At 60.6% G+C, this 19,670-nt stretch carries 17 protein-coding genes; 8 read left to right on the top strand and 9 right to left on the bottom strand.

The features are described from left to right. The first annotated feature begins 138 nt into the window (after positions 1-138). From F8N43_RS15155 to yccS, 6 genes are all read left to right on the top strand, one after another. Positions 139-1,581 (top strand): TldD/PmbA family protein, encoded by a 1,443-nt coding sequence (locus tag F8N43_RS15155; RefSeq protein WP_150633752.1) that lies wholly within the window; start codon positions 139-141, stop codon positions 1,579-1,581. After that, positions 1,581-2,918 carry a TldD/PmbA family protein gene (locus tag F8N43_RS15150; RefSeq protein WP_150653978.1) on the top strand — a complete coding sequence of 446 codons (1,338 nt, stop codon included), beginning with the start codon at positions 1,581-1,583 and terminating at the stop codon, positions 2,916-2,918. The genes F8N43_RS15155 and F8N43_RS15150 overlap by 1 nt, the downstream gene beginning before the upstream one ends. A 74-nt stretch (positions 2,919-2,992) precedes the next feature. Beyond that, positions 2,993-4,420: a multidrug transporter subunit MdtD gene (gene mdtD, locus F8N43_RS15145; RefSeq protein WP_150633750.1), complete on the top strand. Its 1,428-nt coding sequence runs from the start codon at positions 2,993-2,995 to the stop codon at positions 4,418-4,420. Positions 4,421-4,525: 105 nt separating this feature from the next. Beyond that, entirely contained in the window at positions 4,526-5,863 is a 1,338-nt protein-coding gene (gene dbpA, locus F8N43_RS15140) for an ATP-dependent RNA helicase DbpA (protein ID WP_263596744.1), read from the top strand. Positions 5,864-6,007: 144 nt separating this feature from the next. Then, positions 6,008-7,186 (top strand): NAD(P)/FAD-dependent oxidoreductase, encoded by a 1,179-nt coding sequence (locus F8N43_RS15135; RefSeq protein WP_150633748.1) that lies wholly within the window; start codon positions 6,008-6,010, stop codon positions 7,184-7,186. A 221-nt stretch (positions 7,187-7,407) separates the two neighbouring features. After that, entirely contained in the window at positions 7,408-9,591 is a 2,184-nt protein-coding gene (yccS, locus tag F8N43_RS15130) for a YccS family putative transporter (RefSeq protein ID WP_150633747.1), read from the top strand. 161 nt (positions 9,592-9,752) lie between these two features. Here yccS and F8N43_RS15125 read toward each other — a convergent pair whose 3' ends face one another. Beyond that, complete coding sequence (locus F8N43_RS15125; protein ID WP_150639084.1) at positions 9,753-10,490, bottom strand: substrate-binding periplasmic protein; 738 nt, start codon at positions 10,488-10,490, stop codon at positions 9,753-9,755. A gap of 253 nt (positions 10,491-10,743) precedes the next feature. Between F8N43_RS15125 and F8N43_RS15120 the strand changes: the two genes are divergently transcribed. Then, on the top strand, positions 10,744-11,196 hold the full coding sequence (locus F8N43_RS15120) for a GNAT family N-acetyltransferase (RefSeq protein WP_150653977.1): 453 nt from the start codon (positions 10,744-10,746) through the stop codon (positions 11,194-11,196). A gap of 120 nt (positions 11,197-11,316) precedes the next feature. Here the strand turns inward: F8N43_RS15120 and F8N43_RS15115 are convergent, their stop codons facing one another. The 3 genes from F8N43_RS15115 to F8N43_RS15105 are packed head-to-tail and all read right to left on the bottom strand — an operon-like array spanning position 11,317 to position 14,291. Further along, positions 11,317-11,613 (bottom strand): winged helix-turn-helix domain-containing protein, encoded by a 297-nt coding sequence (locus F8N43_RS15115; protein ID WP_010466964.1) that lies wholly within the window; start codon positions 11,611-11,613, stop codon positions 11,317-11,319. A gap of 16 nt (positions 11,614-11,629) precedes the next feature. Next, positions 11,630-12,121 carry a YgjP-like metallopeptidase domain-containing protein gene (locus F8N43_RS15110; RefSeq protein ID WP_150633744.1) on the bottom strand — a complete coding sequence of 164 codons (492 nt, stop codon included), beginning with the start codon at positions 12,119-12,121 and terminating at the stop codon, positions 11,630-11,632. Between the two features lie 46 nt (positions 12,122-12,167). After that, complete coding sequence (locus F8N43_RS15105) at positions 12,168-14,291, bottom strand: putative bifunctional diguanylate cyclase/phosphodiesterase (protein ID WP_150633743.1); 2,124 nt, start codon at positions 14,289-14,291, stop codon at positions 12,168-12,170. A gap of 322 nt (positions 14,292-14,613) precedes the next feature. On the opposite strand from F8N43_RS15105, the gene F8N43_RS15100 reads away from it, so the two are divergent. Continuing rightward, positions 14,614-15,282: a polysaccharide lyase family 7 protein gene (locus tag F8N43_RS15100; protein ID WP_150633742.1), complete on the top strand. Its 669-nt coding sequence runs from the start codon at positions 14,614-14,616 to the stop codon at positions 15,280-15,282. A gap of 62 nt (positions 15,283-15,344) precedes the next feature. Here the strand turns inward: F8N43_RS15100 and fba are convergent, their stop codons facing one another. The 5 genes from fba to epd all read right to left on the bottom strand — a co-directional run bounded on the left by fba (position 15,345) and on the right by epd (position 19,533). Continuing rightward, positions 15,345-16,409 carry a class II fructose-bisphosphate aldolase gene (fba, locus tag F8N43_RS15095; protein WP_046045276.1) on the bottom strand — a complete coding sequence of 355 codons (1,065 nt, stop codon included), beginning with the start codon at positions 16,407-16,409 and terminating at the stop codon, positions 15,345-15,347. A 250-nt stretch (positions 16,410-16,659) separates the two neighbouring features. After that, a complete protein-coding gene (locus F8N43_RS15090) occupies positions 16,660-16,992 on the bottom strand; it encodes an MliC family protein (protein WP_150633741.1) in 333 nt (110 codons plus the stop codon). A 56-nt stretch (positions 16,993-17,048) separates the two neighbouring features. Further along, entirely contained in the window at positions 17,049-17,270 is a 222-nt protein-coding gene (locus F8N43_RS15085; RefSeq protein ID WP_150633740.1) for a hypothetical protein, read from the bottom strand. Between the two features lie 34 nt (positions 17,271-17,304). Beyond that, positions 17,305-18,468 (bottom strand): phosphoglycerate kinase, encoded by a 1,164-nt coding sequence (locus F8N43_RS15080; protein WP_150633739.1) that lies wholly within the window; start codon positions 18,466-18,468, stop codon positions 17,305-17,307. Between the two features lie 12 nt (positions 18,469-18,480). Continuing rightward, entirely contained in the window at positions 18,481-19,533 is a 1,053-nt protein-coding gene (epd, locus tag F8N43_RS15075) for an erythrose-4-phosphate dehydrogenase (protein WP_150639079.1), read from the bottom strand. Positions 19,534-19,670: the final 137 nt, after the last annotated feature.

The raw sequence follows: 19,670 nt of genomic DNA, 5'->3' as shown, positions 1-19,670 counted from the left end.
AACTCCGTGAGCCTTTCCCACACAGCCTCACCCTTGATCTACCCCTCCCCCAAGCCTAATCTAGCGCCACGCAAACGTTTCACCTCTCGCCCTTCGCAACACCGCTGCACCGCCACTCCAGACCAAGGAGGTTCCCGAATGTTCGATTTCCACCCTCAGCTCAAGCAGCGCTTCGCTGCCTTACGCACGGGCGCTGAATTTTTTTCGCTGCGTTATGTGCGCGAGTCCGGCCAGTTCCTGTCGGTGCGCAAGAACGTCGCCGAACCTCCGAGCCTGAGCCGTGACGAAGGTGCGATGTTGACCGTGCGCGTCAACGGCGTCGAAGCCTACGCCGCGACCAACGACCTGTCGCAATCCGGCCTGCAAGCTGCGCTGGAAAAAGCCGAGCAACAAGCCCGCCGACTCAAGCCCCACGCCCTGCTCGACCTGCGCGATCACGCCGTCTCCAGCGACCGCGCCGATTACTTCTCACCGAATTTCGATCAGCCTTTCCCGTCCCTGAGCGACTGCTATCAACTGCTCGGCGCCGAATCCGCGTCCGTGCCCACGGACGAGCGACTGGTGAACTGGCAGGTGAGCATCGGCATCACCAACGTCGAACAGATCTACCTCAGCAGCGCCGGCGCTGAGCTGCGCCAGGCCCAGCGTTTTGTCTACCCGAGCCTGGAAGTCACCGCCTACGACGGCAGTGACAGCCAGACCCGAACCCTGGGCCGTGAAAACTTCGGCCAACAAGGCGGCTTTGATGTGATCAGCCGCTGCGGCCTCGTGGGTGCAGGTCCGAAAGTCGCCGATCAGGCGCTGCAATTGCTGCTGGCACCGAACACCCCGCAAGGCCCGCGCGACCTGTTGTTGATGCCCGACCAGATGATGCTGCAGATCCACGAATCCATCGGTCACCCGCTGGAGCTGGACCGCATCCTCGGTGACGAGCGCAATTACGCCGGCACCAGTTTCGTCAAGGCAGAAGACTTCGGTCATCTGCAATACGGGTCGACACTGCTCAACGTGACCTTCGACCCGGACATCCCCGAGCAGCTCGCCAGCTATGGCCATGACGACGACGGCACTGCCGCCAGCAAGCAACTTCTGATCAAGGAAGGCTTGCTGCTGCGTCCACTGGGCGGTGCGCTGTCGCAATTCCGTGCCGGCATGGACGGCGTCGCCAACAGCCGCGCCTGCGGCTGGAATCGCCCGCCGATCGATCGCATGGCCAACCTGAACATCGAGCCTGGCGACCAGCCGCTTGAGCAACTGATCGGCAACATCGAGCACGGTATTTTGATGAGCACCAACCGTTCCTGGTCGATCGACGATGCACGCAACAAATTCCAGTTCGGTTGCGAATGGGCTCAGTTGATTGAAAACGGCGAACTCAAAGGCGTGGTGAAAAACCCGAACTACCGGGCGATTTCCGCACAGTTCTGGAAAAGCCTCAGCGCCGTTGGCGACGCCAGCACCTTCAAGGTTCTGGGCACGCCGAACTGCGGCAAGGGCGAGCCGAATCAGGTGATCCGTGTCGGCCATGCGTCCCCGGCCTGTGTGTTCAGCAATGTGGATGTGTTTGGGGGAGACGCCTGATGACTACGTCAAACAATCAGGCCGATGGGTTCAAGGCCTTGGTCAACTGGCTGCGCGACGCGATTCGCGAACCGGAACAATTCACCCTCAGCTACGCCGCCGAGTCGTCGGCCTTTGTACGTTTCAACCACGCCAAGGTGCGTCAGGCCGGACAGGTTCAGCAGGCGAGTGTCGGTTTCAAACTGATCAACGAGGGGCGGCATGCCGACCTCGACATCACGCTGTCGGGCGACGCTGAAGTCGACCTCCAGCGTTTGGCCGAAGGGCTGCAACAGTTGCGCGACACCCTGCCGCTGCTGCCGCAGGATCCATACCTGCTGCTCAATCACAACGGCTGGCAGAGCAAGAACGTACAGGCGCATCCGCTGCCGGACACCGAGCAAGTGGTCGCCGAAATCGCCCAGGCTGCCGAAGGCCTGGACCTGGTCGGCTTCTACGCTGCAGGTCCGATCAGTCGTGGTTTCGCCAGCTCTTCAGGCGCGTTCGGCTGGCACCAGGCCAACAGCTTCAACTTCGACTTCAGCCTGTTCCATGCAAACGGCCAGGCGGTAAAAGCCAGCTATGCCGGGCATGACTGGAGCAGCGAAGGGTTTGCCCGGCGCTTCCAGCAGGCACGTGAGCAGCTTGAATTCCTGGGTCGTCCATTGCGTACGTTGGCACCGGGTCAGTATCGCGCTTACCTGGCGCCGGCCGCGCTGGAAGAGATCATGGGCATGTTGTCCTGGGGTGGCTTCTCTGCGCAGTCGATTGCCAGCAAGAGCAGCCCGCTGCAGAAACTTTACGCGGGCGACCATTCGTTCAGTCCGCTGGTGTCCCTCGACGAGCACGTCAGCGGCTCGTTGAGCCCGGCCTTTTCGGGTGAGGGGTATCCACGCAGTGACCTGAAGCTGATCGTCGAAGGCAAGGCTGGCGCGCAATTGGTCGGTTCACGCAGCGCCGCCGAATACGGCCTGACGGCCAACGGCGCCAGCGGCGGCGAATCGCCGACCGCGCTGAATATGGCGCCAGGCGCACTGCCGGACTCGGAGATCCTCAAGCAGTTGGGCACGGGTTTGTACATCAGCAACCTCTGGCACCTGAACTACTCGGACCAGCCGGGAGCACGCATGACCGGGATGACACGGTTTGCGACGTTCTGGGTCGAGAACGGCGAGATACAGGCGCCGGTCAGCACCATGCGTTTTGATGACAGTGCTTACAGCCTGCTGGGTTCGCAGCTGGAAGCGTTGACCGAAGAGCGCGAGCTGTTGCTGTCGGCGAGCACCTACAGTCAGCGGGCCACGGCATCGGCGTTGTTGCCGGGTGCACTGATCAGAAAACTCACGTTGACCCTGTAAACGCACGCCCTGCAGGAGCGTCGACCGGCCGCTCCTGCAGGATCGGTGTGTTATTCAAATTGACAAGAGGTCCCATGCCCAACCGCCTGCCTCTCGACGCCGTCACCGCCCGCTGGTTGCCGTGGGTCGTCGCCATTGCCTTCTTCATGCAGTCCCTCGACGGGACCATCCTCAACACGGCCCTGCCGGCCATGGCCCGCGACCTGGCGGAAGACCCATTGCGCATGCAAGGCGTAATCATTGCCTACATGCTCACCGTCGCCCTTCTGATCCCCGCCTCAGGCTGGATTGCCGATCGCTTCGGCACCAAGAAAATCTTCTTCGGCGCGATCCTGTTGTTCAGTTTCGGCTCATTGCTCTGCGCCCTGTCGAGCAGCCTGAGCATGCTGATCGGCGCCCGAGTAATTCAGGGCCTGGGCGGTGCGCTGATGCTCCCGGTCGGACGACTGGTGGTGCTGCGTGCCTACCCGCGCTCGGAACTGGTGCGGATCATGGGCTTCATCACCATTCCCGGCCTGCTCGGCCCGTTGATCGGCCCGACCATGGGTGGCTGGATGGTCGAATACCTGACGTGGCACTGGATCTTCCTGATCAACCTGCCGGTCGGCGCCGTCGGTTGCTACGCGGTGTGGAAATTCATCCCCGACCTTCGCGGCACTGAACGCACGCGGTTCGATAGCCTCGGTTTCTTGCTGTTTGGCGCGGCGATGGTGCTGATCACCGTCGCCATGGAAGGCCTCGGCGAACTGCACCTGCCGCACCTGCGCGTGATGTTGCTGTTGTTCGGCGGCATGGCGTGCCTCGCGGCGTACTGGCTGCGCGCCGGGCACATCGATAATCCGCTGTTTGCACCGTCGCTGTTCAAGACCCGAACGTTTGCCGTGGGCATTCTCGGCAACCTGTTCGCCCGCCTGGGCAGCGGCGCCTTGCCGTTCCTGGTGCCGTTGCTGCTGCAAGTGGCGTTGGGCTACTCACCCTCTCAGGCGGGGATGAGCATGTTGCCGCTGGCCGCTGCGGCGATGGTTGCCAAGTCCGTGGCGCGGCCGCTGATCGAGCGCCTCGGTTATCGCATCGTGCTGACCGGCAACACATTGGCGCTGGGGTTGATGCTGGCAAGCATGGGGCTGGTCAGCGAGCAGACGCCCTATTGGCTGCTGCTGGGCATGCTGGCGGTTCTCGGCGCAATCAACTCCTTGCAGTTCACCGCGATGAACACCGTGACCCTGATCGACCTCGACGACGCCAGCGCCAGCAGCGGCAACAGCCTGCTGTCGGTGGTCGCGCAATTGTCCTTGAGCCTGGGCGTTGCGTGCGCCGGTGCGCTGCTTGGCGGGTTCACGGCAGAGGTCGGAAACGATGGCGTGGACACGGTGCTGGGCGCGTTCCAACTGACCTTCGTGACGGTCGGAATCATGGCGATGCTGGCTGCAACGATCTTCTCGCAGCTGTCAAAGGAAGACGGACGGCGTGTCAAACGTCCGGAAGAACACATCGAACCTTAGGGCCAATGGCCACGGGACTGATACACTGCGCGACATTTTGTTTTGCAGGCCCGTCCCGTGACCACCATCGCCACCGCTTTTAATACTTTGCCGCTGTCCGCTGCCATGCTGGCTAACCTCGACTCTTTGGGTTATGCCGAGATGACGCCGATCCAGGCGCAAAGCTTGCCGGTGATCCTGAAAGGGATGGACCTGATCGCCCAGGCCAAGACCGGCAGCGGCAAGACCGCGGCCTTCGGTATCGGCCTGCTGAACCCGATCAATCCGCGCTTCTTCGGTTGCCAGGCACTGGTCATCTGCCCGACTCGCGAGCTGGCGGACCAGGTCGCCAAGGAACTCCGTCGTCTGGCCCGCGCCGAAGACAACATCAAGATCCTGACCCTGTGCGGCGGCGTAGCGTTCGGCCCGCAGATCGGCTCGCTGGAGCACGGCGCGCATATCATCGTCGGCACGCCGGGTCGCATCCAACAGCACCTGCGCAAGGGCTCGCTGATCCTTCACGGCTTGAACACCCTGATTCTCGACGAAGCCGACCGTATGCTCGACATGGGTTTCTACGATTCCATCGAAGAAATCATTGCGCAGTGCCCGGAACGCCGCCAGACCCTGCTGTTCTCCGCCACGTACCCGGTGGGCATCAAGCAGTTGGCCTCCAAGTTCATGCGCAACCCGCAGCAAGTGAAAGCCGAGGCGTTCCACGACGACACGCAGATCGAGCAGCGCTTCTACGAGATTTCCCCGGAAGAGCGCATGGACGCCGTGGTCAAGGTCCTCGCACATCATCGTCCGGCATCCTGCGTGGCCTTCTGCTTCACCAAGCAGCAGGTTCAGGAAACCGTTGATCACCTGACCGCCAAAGGCATCTCCGCCGTCGGCCTGCACGGCGATCTGGAACAGCGTGATCGTGACCAGGTGCTGGCGATGTTCGCCAACCGCAGCACTTCGGTACTGGTCGCCACCGACGTCGCCGCTCGCGGTCTGGACATCGATGCGCTGGACATGGTGATCAACGTCGAACTGGCCCGTGATTCGGAAATCCACATTCACCGCGTTGGCCGTACCGGTCGTGCGGGTGAGAAAGGCATTGCAATCAGCCTGGTCGCCCCGTCCGAAGCGCACCGCGCCCAAGCCATCGAGCAACTGCAGAAGTCGCCGTTGAGCTGGGATCAGCTGGACAACCTCAAGTCCCAGGGCGGCGGTCCGTTGCTGCCGCAGATGAGCACGCTGGTTATCGGCGCCGGCCGTAAAGACAAGGTGCGTCCGGGTGACATCCTCGGTGCATTGACCGGCGATGCCGGCATTCCGGGTGCGCAGGTTGGCAAGATTGCGATTTTCGATTTCCAGGCGTACGTGGCCGTGGAACGCGGGATCGCCAAGCAAGCCTTGCAGCGCCTGAATGACGGCAAGATCAAAGGCCGTTCGCTGCGCGTTCGCATCCTCTAAGAACGCCGCGCCCCGTGTGGGAGCTGGCCTGCCAGCGATGGCATCGACTCGGTCTGACGGGTAAACCGAGTGGATGCCATCGCTGGCAGGCCAGCTCCCACATTTGATTGCATTCCAGATCAGCTCTTGTGTGAGGACACCGTTTTGCGCTCTACCGAAGTCGTGATCATTGGCGCTGGCGCCGCAGGGTTGATGTGTGCACTGACCGCCGCCGGGCGCGGGCGCAAGGTGATGTTGCTCGACCACGCGAACAAGGCCGGCAAGAAAATCCTGATGTCGGGCGGTGGCCGCTGCAATTTCACCAACATGTACACCGAACCGGGCAATTTCCTCTCGCAGAACGAACATTTCTGCAAATCCGCACTGGCGCGCTACACGCAGTGGGACTTCATTGGCATGGTCGCCAAGCACGGCGTGCCGTACCACGAGAAGAAACTCGGCCAACTGTTCTGCGATAACAAATCCAGCGACATCCTCGAGATGCTGCTCAGCGAATGCGCTCAGGTCGGTGTCAGCCTGCACCTGGACACCTCGATCCAGACCATCGAGAAGCTGGAGAGCGGTTACCTGCTGGATACCACGCTGGACCAGATCACCTGTGAATCCTTGGTGATCGCCACCGGCGGTCTGTCGATCCCGACCTTGGGCGCCACCGGTTTCGGTTATCAGGTCGCCAAGCAGTTTGGCCACGAACTGTTGCCAACCCGCGCCGGCCTGGTGCCGTTCACCATCACCGATCAGCTCAAGGAGCTTTGCACCGAGCTGTCCGGTACGTCGGTCGATTGCCTGGTGAGCTGCAACGACCAGAGTTTTCGCGAGAACATCCTGTTTACCCATCGCGGCCTCAGCGGCCCGGCGATTTTGCAGATTTCCTCGTTCTGGGAATCCGGCGACGCGGTAGAGATCAACCTGATGCCGGATCACGACGTGCCGAGCTGGCTGCAAGAGCAGCAAGCCGAACGTCCGAACAGCGAACTGAAAACCCTGCTTGGCGAGATCTTCACCAAGAAGATGGCCAACCTTTTGGCGGACAACTGGTTCGTCTCCAAACCGATGAAGCAATACACCCACGCGGAAATTGCCGACATCGCGGAGAAACTGGCGAGCTGGAAAGTGGTGCCGGCCGGAACCGAAGGCTATCGCACGGCGGAAGTGACCTTGGGCGGCGTCGATACCAACGAGGTGTCGTCCAAGACCATGGAGTCGCTGAAAAGCCCTGGTTTGTACTTCATCGGCGAAGTGCTGGATGTCACCGGGCATCTGGGTGGTTTCAACTTCCAGTGGGCCTGGGCATCGGGTTACGCCGCCGCGCAGTACGTCTGATACACACACATCAAAATGTGGGAGCCTGCTCGCGATAGCGGTGTGTCAGTCAACATAAATGCCATCTAATCCACCGCTATCGCGAGCAGGCTCGCGCCCACATTTTGATTTGTGTAGGTTTTGAAGGAACAGATTTTGCTGTCAGATGTGATCGGCGCCATTGCGTCGGCGTCATTACTGGCTCAATTTAGCGTCATTGCCTCGGAAGGCCTTCGCACTTCATGCCATCGACCCCTTTTCATCAGTCTCTGCGCCGTCTCTGGGCGCTGGATAAATTCAGTTACAGCGTGCGGGTGTTCATCGCCCTGACCGGCAGCATGGCGTTGTGTTGGTATCAGGATGAAATGGGGCTGCTGATCCCGTTGTTCCTGGGGATCATCGCCAGCGCCCTGGCCGAAACCGACGACAGTTGGCAGGGCCGCCTCAATTCACTGGCCGTGACGCTGGTGTGCTTCATCGTCGCGGCCCTGTCCGTCGAACTGCTCTTCCCCTACCCCATCCTCTTCATCATCGCTTTCGCGTTGGCAAGTTTCTGCCTGACCATGCTCGGTGCGCTCGGCGAACGTTATGGCGCGATTGCCTCGGCGACGTTGATTCTGTCGGTCTACACCATGATCGGCGTGGACCAGCGCGGCGGCGCGGTGACCGATTTCTGGCACGAACCGGTGCTGCTGGTGGCCGGCGCGGCGTGGTACGGCTTGCTCTCGGTGTTGTGGCAGGCGATGTTTTCCAATCAGCCGGTGCAGCAGAGCCTGGCGCGGCTATTCCGTGAATTGGGCTTTTACCTGAAGCTGAAGTCGTCGCTGTTCGAGCCGATCCGGCAGATGGACGTGGAAGCGCGGCGGCTGGAACTGGCCCAGCAGAACGGTCGGGTCGTCGCGGCCCTGAACGCCGCCAAGGAAATCATTCTGCACCGGGTCGGCAACGGTCGACCGGGCTCGAAAGTCAGCCGCTACCTGAAGCTCTACTTTCTCGCTCAGGACATCCACGAACGCGCCAGTTCCTCGCACTACCCGTACAACGCGCTGGCCGACGCCTTTTTCCACAGCGACGTGCTGTTCCGCTGTCAGCGCCTGCTACGCCAGCAGGGCAAGGCTTGCCGGGCGCTGGCGGAATCGATCCAGATGCGCCAGCCGTTCATCTATGACGCCAGTTTCGCCGAAGCCCTCAGCGACCTGCACGCGTCCCTTGAACATCTGCGCATCCAGAGCAATCCAGCCTGGCGCGGACTGCTGCGATCCTTGCGCGCACTGGCCGCCAACCTTGGCACGCTTGACCGCTTGCTCAGCGACGCGAGCAACCCCGACGCCCTCGCCGACGCCACCGACAGCAGCCTGCTCGACCGTTCGCCACGCAGCCTCAAGGATGTCTGGATTCGCTTGCGCACGCAGCTGACGCCGACCTCGCTGCTGTTCCGCCACGCCCTGCGCTTGCCCCTGGCGTTGAGCATCGGCTACGGCATGGTGCATTTGATTCACCCCTCGCAAGGTTACTGGATCATCCTCACCACGCTGTTCGTCTGCCAACCGAACTACGGCGCGACCCGCCGCAAGCTCGGTCAGCGGATCATCGGCACCGCCATCGGCCTGACCGTGGCGTGGGCGCTGTTCGATCTGTTCCCGAATCCGCTGATCCAGTCGTGTTTCGCCATCGCCGCCGGCGTGGTGTTCTTTATCAACCGCACCACCCGCTACACCCTGGCCACGGCCGCGATCACGCTGATGGTGCTGTTCTGCTTCAATCAGGTCGGCGATGGTTATGGGCTGTTCCTGCCGCGACTGTTCGATACCTTGCTCGGCAGCCTGATCGCCGGCCTGGCGGTGTTCCTGTTTCTGCCGGACTGGCAGGGCCGACGCCTGAACAAGGTGCTGGCCAACACCCTGACCTGCAACAGCATTTACCTGCGCCAGATCATGCAGCAATACGCTGCCGGCAAGAGCGACGACCTGGCTTATCGCCTGGCCCGACGCAACGCGCACAACGCCGATGCGGCGCTGTCGACGACGCTCGCCAACATGCTGATGGAGCCGGGGCATTTCCGTAAGGAAGCGGATGTCGGGTTCCGTTTCCTGGTGCTGTCGCACACCTTGCTCAGCTATTTGTCAGGACTGGGTGCACACCGTGAAACCCAGTTGCCGGCGGAGGTGCGCGAACACTTGATCGAAGGGGCCGGCGTGAAACTGGCGACCAGCATCGATGAGATCGCTCAAGGGTTGGCGAGCAAACTGCCGATTGCGATTCAGAGCGATGAAGAAGAGGCACTGGCCAATGAGCTGGAACAAATGCCGGACGAGATCGACGAGGGGCAGCGATTGGTGCAGACGCAGTTGGCGTTGATCTGCCGGCAGTTGGGGCCATTACGGACGTTGGCGGCGCATCTCATCAAGGACACCAGCGAGGATTGAAATCTGTGGTGGCTGGCGGGCCTCATCGCTGGCAAGCCGCCAGCTGCCACAGGGGCACATGTGCTGTGTCCGGAATTGCATGCACGCCATGAATCCATTGTGGGAGCCGGCCTGCCCGCGATGAGGCCATCAGCAACAGCGCAAAATCCGGATCAGCCCACTCACATCCCATGCTCCTTCATCAACCGCTCATAACTGCCATCCGCCTTCATCTCGGCAATCTCCCGATCAAAACCCGCCACGATCTGTTCGTGATGCGGATGTTTCAGGCTGACCAGAATGTGCAGGCTGTTCTCGCTCAACGGCTTGGGCAGGAATTCCACGGCATTGCGCACCTTGGCTGGCTCCCGAGCCAGGTAGTAACGCGCGACGTATTCGTCCTCCAGCGTCAGCTTGACCCGATCGGCAGCGAGCATGCGCACGGCCATGGCGAAACTGTGCACCGGGACTTTCTGTAGCGAGACGTCCTCATCGAACGCCGGTGAATAGGCGTAACCGCGCACCACTGCAATCGGGTAAGTGTGCAGTTGTTGCAGGTTGTTGTATTCGATTGGTGCGTCTTTGCGCTTGAGGAAACGCACGCGGTTGAGCAAGTACTCGCCGGAAAACTGGCCGAGCTTGGTGCGTTCTTCGGTATACCAGGCATTCACCAGCACATCGTAACGACCCTCGCCCACACCCAGCAGGGCGCGCGCCCAGGGCACCTGTTCAAAGTCACTGGCATAGCCGGCCCGCGCCAGCGCGGTACTGACGATGTCTGTGGCCAGCCCGCCGTTGACCAGTGTGGCGTCGGAAAAGGGTGGCCATGAATCGGCGACCAATCGCAGCTTTTCCGCTGCGGCACTCTGAGTCAGCAACAGCAATCCGATCAAGGCCAAAGCTCGATGCACTCGCGGCATGCTCGAAAATCCTTAGCGGGCGGCTGCCCGACGTTTCAGCCAAAACTCCCAGGCCCCGTACCGGCGAAACCCAAGTACTGACATTAGCTCATCAAAGCCACTGCGCAGCGCTTCATCCCAGATTACACAAAGAAGACAACGCCGCGCGAAATGAATGATGGCATTTTGGCCTTTCTCACAGACTCCCCAGCCTTACAGACATCTTCCGTCCAGGCGATTAGTATCGAATCGACTTGGTCAACGGAATGTGAAGATGACAATCGATTGGATCTGCAAGCACCACAGCGATCTGGGCAAAGAGCAGCTGTACGCCATTCTGCAGCTACGCGCAGAGGTCTTCGTTGTGGAGCAGAAATGCGTCTATCAGGACGTGGACGGCCAGGATCTGGAGGGTGACACCTGCCACTTGATGGCCTGGAACGGTGATCGGCTGGTGGCGTACCTGCGCTTGCTCGACCCGGAACTACAGGGCGGCGATGTAGTGATCGGCCGGGTACTTACTGCCCCGGAGGCGCGCGGCAAAGGGTTGGGTCATGAACTGATCGCCCAGGCGTTGAAGCAGGCGGAAAAACGCTGGCCTGAGGTGCCGGTTTATTTGTCGGCCCAGGCGCATTTGCAGGGGTATTACGGGCGGTACGGATTTGTCGTCGCGGGTGAGGAATACCTCGAGGATGGTATTCCGCATATCGGGATGCGTCGTCCTTGAGGGCCCTATCGCGGGCAAGCCAGCTCCTGCAGGATTTGCGTGGCCGCCGGATTTGCACACGGCGCATCCCTTGCAGGAGCGGGCTTGCCCGCGATGGCGTCATAACTGGCACCGCAAATTTCAGGGATACTCCAACACCGCTTTGATCTGCCGCAGATTGCGCTCGATCCACCCCCGATCAATCGCTCCCCACTCGCGAATCCGATAACGCCCGGCATGATTGCGCGCGCCCTCTTCCTGCTCGAACTCGCAAATAATGTCCAGATCCGCCAACGCCGCAATGGTGTCCTGCGCCGTGCGCCGGGGCATGCCGGTCGCTTCGGTCAATGCCGGAACGCTGCTGGCCAGCCCGCTGTCGATCAGGTACGCCACGTATAACCGGCGATAGAAGCTGCTTTTGGTCTTGCTCACGTCCATCCATACACTCCTTCGGCTACTGCATATCCCGCCACGTCAGGTACACCCGCAAATCGAATTCGACCTGGTGATACCCCGGCAACATGTGTTCGCACAATTTGTAGAACGCCTTGTTGTGATCCGATTCCTTGAAGTGCGCCAGCTCATGCACCACGATCATTTTCAGAAACTCGCAAGGCGCTTCCTTGAACAGCGAAGCCACGCGAATTTCCTTCTTGGCCTTGAGTTTGCCGCCCTGCACTCGCGAGATGGTGGTGTGCAGACCGAGGGCACGGTGGGTCAGGTCCAGACGGTTGTCGAACAACACTTTGTCGATGGCCGGGGCGTTACGCAGGTATTCCTGCTTGAGGTCGAGGGCAAAGGCATAGAGCGCCTTGTCACTCTGAACGTCGTGCTTTTGCGGGTATCGCTTATCCAGGTAATCGCCCAGCCGACCTTCGGTGATCAGCCCGCGCACCTGGTCCTGCAATTCAACGGGATAGGCCTGGAGGTATTTCAACGCAGTCATCGGAGCGGGCAACATCAATTATTGAAAGGCCGCCAGTGTAGCGAATTCAGTCGATCAACGCGCTCCAGTCGAACGGCTGCAAAAAGTCTGCGACGTCCTCAGCCATCATCGGCCGAGCGACCAGGAAACCTTGCACATACTCGCAACCATTGGCTTGCAGCCATTCATATTGCTCGACCGTCTCAACCCCTTCAGCGATCACCAGCATTCCGTATTGTTTGCACAGGTCGATCACACTGCGCACCAGTGCCGCATCCCGTGAAGACGCTGGCAAGCGAGCGATGAGATGGCGATCAAGCTTGAGCGTGTCCAGCTCCAGGTCCCGCAGATGTGACAACGAGCACGGCCCGGAACCGAAATCGTCCAGCGCCACCCGCACCCCCAGATTACGCAGCAGGCGTAGTTGTTTGCGGGTTTCCTCGGGGTTATGCATCAAGGCCTCTTCCGTGACCTCGACTTCCAGATGCCGCGCCTGCAAGCCATGGCGCTCCAGCACCTGACGCAACTCGGTGACCAGGTTGGGCATGCCGAACTGTGTACTGCTCAAACTGACGCCCAGCACCAAGTCCTCGGCAAACAAGGTTTCCCAGGCTTTGCGTTGCCCGGCGCCGCGATGATAAATCCAGCTGCCCAGACGACTGATCAACCGCGCCTCTTCCAGCAACGGCAAAAACAGCCCGGGCGGCACGTCGCCGACACTTGGATGCTGCCAGCGCAGCAGTGCCTCGAACCCGCGAATCTGCCCTCCGGCAATGGCTACCTGCGGCTGATACACCAGATTGAAATCGCGGTTTTCGATGGCGGTGCGCACACTTTCTTCGAGCATCAACCGTGAACGCGCCCGGCCGTTCATTTCATGGTCATAGAAGCGATATTGCTGACGCCCGGCACGCTTGGCTTCGTACATCGCGATGTCGGACGCTCGCAGCAAACCATCGAGATTAGCCCCGCAATCCGGAAACGTGGCAATTCCGATACTGGCGCCAAGGGCGATGTCCAGACCCTCAATCTGCTGACAGATCGACACCCGTTCAATCAGCTTCTCGGCAATCTTCGCCGCTTGCTCGGGAAACTCCAGATCGAGCAGCGCCGTGAACTCATCGCCGCCCATGCGCGCCAGAATGTCGAACGGCCGCAAACACGCCTTCAACTGCTCGGAGACCCAGCGCAACACGCGGTCGCCGGCATCGTGGCCGAGGGAATCGTTGACCCGCTTGAACCCGTCGAGATCGAGGTACAACAACACCCACGCGCTGTCGGAACGTTCGCCGCGCAGCAGCAGGTTCTCCACGGTCTGATAAAACCCCCGGCGGTTGAGCAACCCGGTCAAAGGGTCGGTCACCGCCTGGAATTCCAGTTGCTGATGCAGGTGGCGCACCACCGACATGTCCAGCACCGTCACCACCATCGCACATTGTTCGGTGGGCAGCGGTGCGCAAGACAGCGCCACGGGCACCTGCTGGCCGGGAGCCGTACGCAACAGCGCATCATGCAGGCGCAAGGTTTCGCCGCGCTTGTAGCCGGCGAGTAGCTCGGAATCGGCCCAGATCGGTATATGTGGCTTTTGCAGGTAATCCAGAAACTCTTTGCCTTGCAGGTCTTGCAGTTTGGCATTGAGCAGCCGCGACATCGCCGGGTTGGCAAAGCGGATCAGCCCGTCCTCGCCGACGACCAGGATGCCTTCGGCGGCGTTATCCAGCACCGACGCATTAAAGGCGCGCGCGACCTCCAGATCGTGGCTCAGACGCTGCAACGCCCGACGATTGCGCTGATGCTCGAGCAGTGCCTGGACTTTGGGCTTGAGAATTTGCGGATCGAACGGTTTGAACAGGTAATCCACCGCACCGCTGGCATAGCCCTTGATCACGGCGTCCTGGGACTGTTCATTGGCGGTAAGGAAAATGATCGGCGTCAGGCAGGTGCGCTGGCTGCCGCGCATCAGGCGCGCGACTTCAAAGCCGTCCATGCCCGGCATCTGCACATCCAGCAGCACCAGGTCGATATCGTGCTCGAGTAAAAGGCTGAGGGCTTCGAAACCGGACGCAGCAGTGATGACCTGCCAGTCCTGGCGCTGCAGCAACGCGCGCATGCTGATCAGGTTTTCAGGGTAATCATCGACGATTAAAAGGGTTGAGCTGCCTTCGGCTGGCGGGGGTTGCGCGCATTCCATGCTGCTTCTCTATGTCGGGGCGTCAGGCCGGTTTCTCGTGAAAACCGGACAAGTAACAAGCCTTCACTCTAGACCGGGATCTGCAAAAGCAGAAGGTGTCAGTACGCCATCATTTAACCAAAGGGTTCATTTGCCGACTAACGGTCGCCTCTACAGCCCGCTAAAACCGGGAAAGATGGCCTTTTAACAGGATTTTGACGTCATCCATCTGTCAGACAGACGTTAACAAAATGGCCTTCTACGCTTATAAAGACCGCCCTCCAAGGCGCGTGCTAGAGCTTCTGGTACGTCCGTGCTGCAAAAATCCGTGGAAGCTTTGCCTATGATCGATCTCGCATCCTGGAACCTCAGTGTTCCCGTCGGCAACCCGCCGTACACCGTTGAAACAGCCAAACTGGTGAATGGTTTCAAGGATCAATACTTCAATTCCGACACCGGCACCCTGTTTTTCTGGTCCCCAGTGACCGGTACGAAAACCGAAAACGCGAAATATCCGCGCACCGAACTGCGGGAAACCTACAGTAACGGCACCCTGAAAAACTGGTATTACCCGGACGCCGACAATTCCTTGCGTGCCACCCTGGCGGTGAACCAGGTGCCGAGCTCGGGCAAAATCGTCATTGGCCAGATCCACGCCTATGAAAGCCAGAAGCCCATGGTCAAGGTCGAGTACCAGTACAAGACCAGCAGCAAGACCGGCAACATCGTCGCCAAAGTGCGCATGCACCCTGATGATGATGAAGGCCGGGTGATCACCATCGCCACCGGCGTGAAGCTGGACCACGAATTTTCCTACCTCATCCACCTGAGCCCCGGCGGGGCGCTGGGCATCAGTGCCGCCGGTTACCAATGGGACACCAACATCAGCGCGACGTGGCGGGTCAAACCGCTGTACTTCAAGGCCGGGGTGTATGTGCAGGACAACACCGGGTACACCAGTGAAGGCGGGAAAGTGACGTTCAGCAAGCTGGATATTGATCACGATAAATAGCATCACCCACAAAAAACCCGCCTGTCTCGGCGGGTTTTTTGTGCAACTCAAACGCTGAAGGCTTAGTTGACCTTGGCGTTCAACTCACCTTTCAGATAACGCTGATACATCGCTTCCAGCGAGATCGGCTTGATCTTCGAAGCGTTGCCGGCGGTACCGAAGGCTTCGTAGCGAGCGATACACACATCACGCATCGCCGTTACAGTCGCGCCGAAGAACTTACGCGGGTCGAACTCGCTCGGGTTAGTGGCCATCAGGCGACGCATCGCACCGGTGGATGCCAAGCGCAGGTCGGTGTCGATATTGACCTTGCGCACGCCGTGCTTGATGCCTTCGACGATTTCTTCAACCGGCACACCGTAGGTTTCTTTGATGTCGCCGCCGTACTGGTTGATGATCGCCAGCCAGTCTTGCGGAACCGAAGACGAACCGTGCATCACCAGATGGGTATTCGGGATGCGCTTGTGGATCTCTTTGATGCGGTCGATGGCCAGCACGTCGCCGGTAGGCGGCTTGGTGAACTTGTACGCGCCGTGGCTGGTGCCGATGGCGATGGCCAGGGCGTCGACCTGGGTGCGCTTGACGAAGTCAGCGGCTTCTTCCGGGTCGGTCAGCATCTGGCTGTGATCCAGAACGCCTTCGGCGCCGATGCCGTCTTCTTCACCGGCCATGCCGGTTTCCAGCGAACCCAGGCAGCCCAGCTCGCCTTCTACCGAGACGCCGCAAGCGTGCGCCAAGGCCACGGTTTGTTGGGTAACGCGGATGTTGTAGTCGTAGTCGGTCGGGGTCTTGCCGTCTTCGCCCAGGGAACCGTCCATCATGACCGAGCTGAAGCCCAGTTGGATGGAGCGCTGGCAGACGTCAGGGCTGGTGCCGTGGTCCTGGTGCATGCACACCGGGATGTGCGGGAATTCTTCGATTGCCGCGAGGATCAGGTGACGCAGGAACGGCGCGCCGGCGTATTTGCGAGCACCGGCCGAAGCCTGGACGATCACCGGGGAGTCAGTCTTGTCAGCGGCTTCCATGATGGCGCGCATCTGCTCAAGGTTGTTGACGTTGAAGGCTGGAACGCCGTAACCGAATTCGGCTGCGTGGTCCAACATCTGGCGCATGCTGATAAGTGCCATTGTGTGTGTCTCTCCCGGTTTGGGTCGTTAATCGTGCCAGCCTGCCGGAGCGGCGGCGGCTATTCAAGTTATTGCAGATCGGGGGTTAGGCCCGGGCTGCGAATTCGGTGTTGCCTGAATCTGAGAACTGCCCGGAACCCTTGTGGGAGCGAGCCTGCTCGCGATAGCGATCTTGCAGTCACCAGTGCAGCGGCTGTGAGACTGCTATCGCGAGCAGGCTCGCTCCCACATTAGGACCGTGGCGTGTCAATTACTGCGCTTTACAACCGCGGCCGATCAAATCGTTGGTGGCTACCCAGTAAACCAGGCCTTCCTCACCTTTTATGTGAAGCGCCAGCATGTCGTTGCTGTACAGCGAACCTTCGGCGCCCGGCTCGAGCTTCAAGCGATAGACCTGATCGGCCCCGCCGAGGCGCACGTCGACGGCCTTGCGGGTGTCGTCGGTGTAGCGCCAAACCACTTTGGCCTGACTGTCGCAGGTCCAGGTGATCCAGCTGTCCGTCGATTCGGCCGGCTTGAACAGGTTGAAATTCGAGCAACCTGCCAGCAGAGCCAGCGCCGTAATGGCGATAAAACCTTTCATCCGTGTTCCTCGACCGACGGCGCACGCTGTCAGCCCTGAGTAAGGAGTCAGACCCGTCAAGGGCAACCACGTTCCTTGGCGGGGGTCTGTGTTTCGTATTTGTCCAGTCCATCAGGCCCGGAACGCTTGTTGAGCACCGGATTGGTTTCCGCTTGCCAGTCAGCCTGGTAGCAGCCTTTCTCCACCGACTGCGGCGCAGGGTCCGGCTTGGCTTTCGGGTTACTCCCGCAAGCGGCCAGGGACCCCGCAACGATCAACAGCGCTAGCGTCTTGACCATGTGAACACTCCCTTGCCTGGCCAAATCAGCGACCTCAGGCCTTGGCCCGACTTTCCAGGACTTCAACCGCCGGCAACACCTTACCTTCGACGAATTCTAGGAATGCGCCGCCACCGGTAGAAATGTAGGAGATCTGATCCGCAACGCCATATTTGTCGATGGCCGCCAGGGTGTCGCCGCCGCCCGCGATGGAGAACGCCGAGCTTTCGGCAATGGCCTGGGCCAGCACTTTGGTGCCGTTACCGAACTGGTCGAATTCGAACACGCCGACCGGGCCGTTCCACAGGATGGTCTTGGACGACTTCAGCAGCTCGGCGAAATTCGCCGCAGTCTGCGGGCCGATGTCCAGGATCATGTCGTCTGCCGCGACGTCGGCGATCAGCTTGACGGTCGCAGTGGCGCTTTCAGCGAATTCCTTGGCAACGACAACGTCCACCGGCAGAGGCACGCTGACTTTCGCAGCGATTTCGCGGGCGGTGTCCAGCAGGTCCGGCTCGTACAGGGATTTACCGACTGGATGACCGGCAGCGGCCAGGAAGGTGTTGGCAATGCCGCCGCCGACGATCAGCTGATTGCAGATCTGGCTCAGGCTGTTCAGCACGTCGAGTTTGGTCGAGACCTTGGAACCGGCAACGATGGCCGCCATTGGCTGGGCCGGGGCGCCGAGGGCTTTGCCCAGTGCGTCCAGTTCAGCGGCCAGCAGCGGGCCAGCGGCGGCGACTTTGGCGAACTTGGCGACGCCATGGGTCGAACCCTCGGCGCGGTGCGCGGTGCCGAAGGCGTCCATCACGAACACGTCGCACAGGGCGGCGTATTGCTGGGCCAGTTCGTCAGCGTTCTTTTTCTCGCCTTTGTTGAAGCGCACGTTTTCGAACAGGACGATGTCGCCGGCCTTCACGTCAACGCCGCCCAGGTAATCGGCCACCAGCGGCACTTCACGGCCCAGAGCCTTGCTCAGGTAGTCGGCGACTGGCTTGAGGCTGTTCTCGGCCGAGAACTCGCCTTCGGTCGGGCGGCCAAGGTGCGAGCAGACCATCACGGCCGCGCCTTTTTCCAGGGCCAGCTTGATGGTCGGCAGCGAGGCCAGGATTCGCGCATCGCTGGTGACAACACCGTCCTTGACTGGGACGTTGAGGTCTTCGCGGATCAGTACGCGCTTACCTTGCAGATCGAGGTCGGTCATCTTCAACACGGTCATGGGTCGCATTTCCTACTGTTTTGGAGAGGCAGCTGTTTGCAGATAGTGTTCTGCAACGTCCAGCATTCGGTTGGCAAAACCCCATTCGTTGTCGAACCAGGCCAGGATGTTCACCAGCCGCGGGCCGGAAACTCGAGTCTGACTGGCATCGACGATCGCCGAATGTGGATCATGGTTGAAATCGCAACTGGCGTGAGGCAACTCGGTGTAGGCCAGCAGGCCTTTGAGCGGGCCGCTGGTGGCAGCCTCGCGCAGAATCCGGTTGACCTCGGTGGCGTCGGTGTCGCTCACGGTCTGCATCGTAATGTCGAGGCAAGACACGTTAACCGTCGGCACCCGCACGGCTTTGGCCTGAATTCTCCCGGCAAGTTCCGGCAACAGGCGCTCGATGCCACGCGCCAGACCAGTGGACACCGGAATCACCGATTGAAACGCCGAACGCGTGCGGCGCAGGTCTTCGTGATGATAGGCGTCAATGACAGGCTGATCGTTCATCGCCGAGTGGATGGTGGTGATCGACACGTATTCCAGACCAATGGCCTGATCCAGCAGGCGCAACAGCGGCACGCCGCAGTTGGTGGTGCAGGACGCATTCGACACCAGCAACTCGTCGCCGGTCAGGCAATCCTGGTTAACGCCGTAGACGATGGTGGCGTCGACATCCGCCTCGCTGGCCATCGGCTGGGAAAACAACACGCGCGGCGCACCGGCGTCGAGGAAGCGCTGGCCATCTTCGCGGGTGTGGTAAGCGCCGGAGCACTCCAGCACCAGATCGACGCCAAGCGACGCCCAATCGATGCCTTCGGGGGTGGCACTGCGCAGGACCTTCACGCAGTCGCCATTAATATGCAGACAATCGCCGTCGACCTTCACTTCGCCGGGAAAGCGCCCGTGCGTGGAGTCGAAGCGTGTCAGGTATTCGATGCTGGCCATGTCGGCGAGATCGTTGATCGCGACAATTTCAAACCCGGCCGCCGAGCCTCGCTCAAACAACGCACGCAAGACGCAACGACCAATCCGGCCGTAGCCGTTGAGTGCAACTTTGTAGGGACGCGGTTGAGGCATGGGGTTCTCGATTACCGTGGTGAATCCATTATTGCAGCGCTGCCTGAACTACCGCTATCGCGGGCAAGCCCGCTCCCACAGGGATCTACATCATCCGTGTGGGAGCGGGCTTGCCCGCGATGGCGTCAGTTCAGACG

It is taken from the genome of Pseudomonas fluorescens, assembly GCF_902498065.1.
Taxonomy (GTDB): domain Bacteria; phylum Pseudomonadota; class Gammaproteobacteria; order Pseudomonadales; family Pseudomonadaceae; genus Aquipseudomonas; species Aquipseudomonas fluorescens_BJ.
This window is presented reverse-complemented; position numbering and strand designations above follow the sequence as displayed.

Bases quoted from the DNA above. Each gene is read 5' to 3' on its own strand.
- F8N43_RS15155 (WP_150633752.1), top strand. From the start codon at position 139: ATGTTCGATTTCCACCCTCAGCTCAAGCAGCGCTTCGCTGCCTTACGC.
- F8N43_RS15150 (WP_150653978.1), top strand. From the start codon at position 1,581: ATGACTACGTCAAACAATCAGGCCGATGGGTTCAAGGCCTTGGTCAAC.
- mdtD (WP_150633750.1), top strand. From the start codon at position 2,993: ATGCCCAACCGCCTGCCTCTCGACGCCGTCACCGCCCGCTGGTTGCCG.
- dbpA (WP_263596744.1), top strand. From the start codon at position 4,526: ATGCTGGCTAACCTCGACTCTTTGGGTTATGCCGAGATGACGCCGATC.
- yccS (WP_150633747.1), top strand. From the start codon at position 7,408: ATGCCATCGACCCCTTTTCATCAGTCTCTGCGCCGTCTCTGGGCGCTG.
- F8N43_RS15125 (WP_150639084.1), bottom strand. From the start codon at position 10,490: ATGCCGCGAGTGCATCGAGCTTTGGCCTTGATCGGATTGCTGTTGCTG.
- F8N43_RS15120 (WP_150653977.1), top strand. From the start codon at position 10,744: ATGACAATCGATTGGATCTGCAAGCACCACAGCGATCTGGGCAAAGAG.
- F8N43_RS15115 (WP_010466964.1), bottom strand. From the start codon at position 11,613: ATGGACGTGAGCAAGACCAAAAGCAGCTTCTATCGCCGGTTATACGTG.
- F8N43_RS15110 (WP_150633744.1), bottom strand. From the start codon at position 12,121: ATGACTGCGTTGAAATACCTCCAGGCCTATCCCGTTGAATTGCAGGAC.
- F8N43_RS15105 (WP_150633743.1), bottom strand. From the start codon at position 14,291: ATGGAATGCGCGCAACCCCCGCCAGCCGAAGGCAGCTCAACCCTTTTA.
- F8N43_RS15100 (WP_150633742.1), top strand. From the start codon at position 14,614: ATGATCGATCTCGCATCCTGGAACCTCAGTGTTCCCGTCGGCAACCCG.
- fba (WP_046045276.1), bottom strand. From the start codon at position 16,409: ATGGCACTTATCAGCATGCGCCAGATGTTGGACCACGCAGCCGAATTC.
- F8N43_RS15090 (WP_150633741.1), bottom strand. From the start codon at position 16,992: ATGAAAGGTTTTATCGCCATTACGGCGCTGGCTCTGCTGGCAGGTTGC.
- F8N43_RS15085 (WP_150633740.1), bottom strand. From the start codon at position 17,270: ATGGTCAAGACGCTAGCGCTGTTGATCGTTGCGGGGTCCCTGGCCGCT.
- F8N43_RS15080 (WP_150633739.1), bottom strand. From the start codon at position 18,468: ATGACCGTGTTGAAGATGACCGACCTCGATCTGCAAGGTAAGCGCGTA.
- epd (WP_150639079.1), bottom strand. From the start codon at position 19,533: ATGCCTCAACCGCGTCCCTACAAAGTTGCACTCAACGGCTACGGCCGG.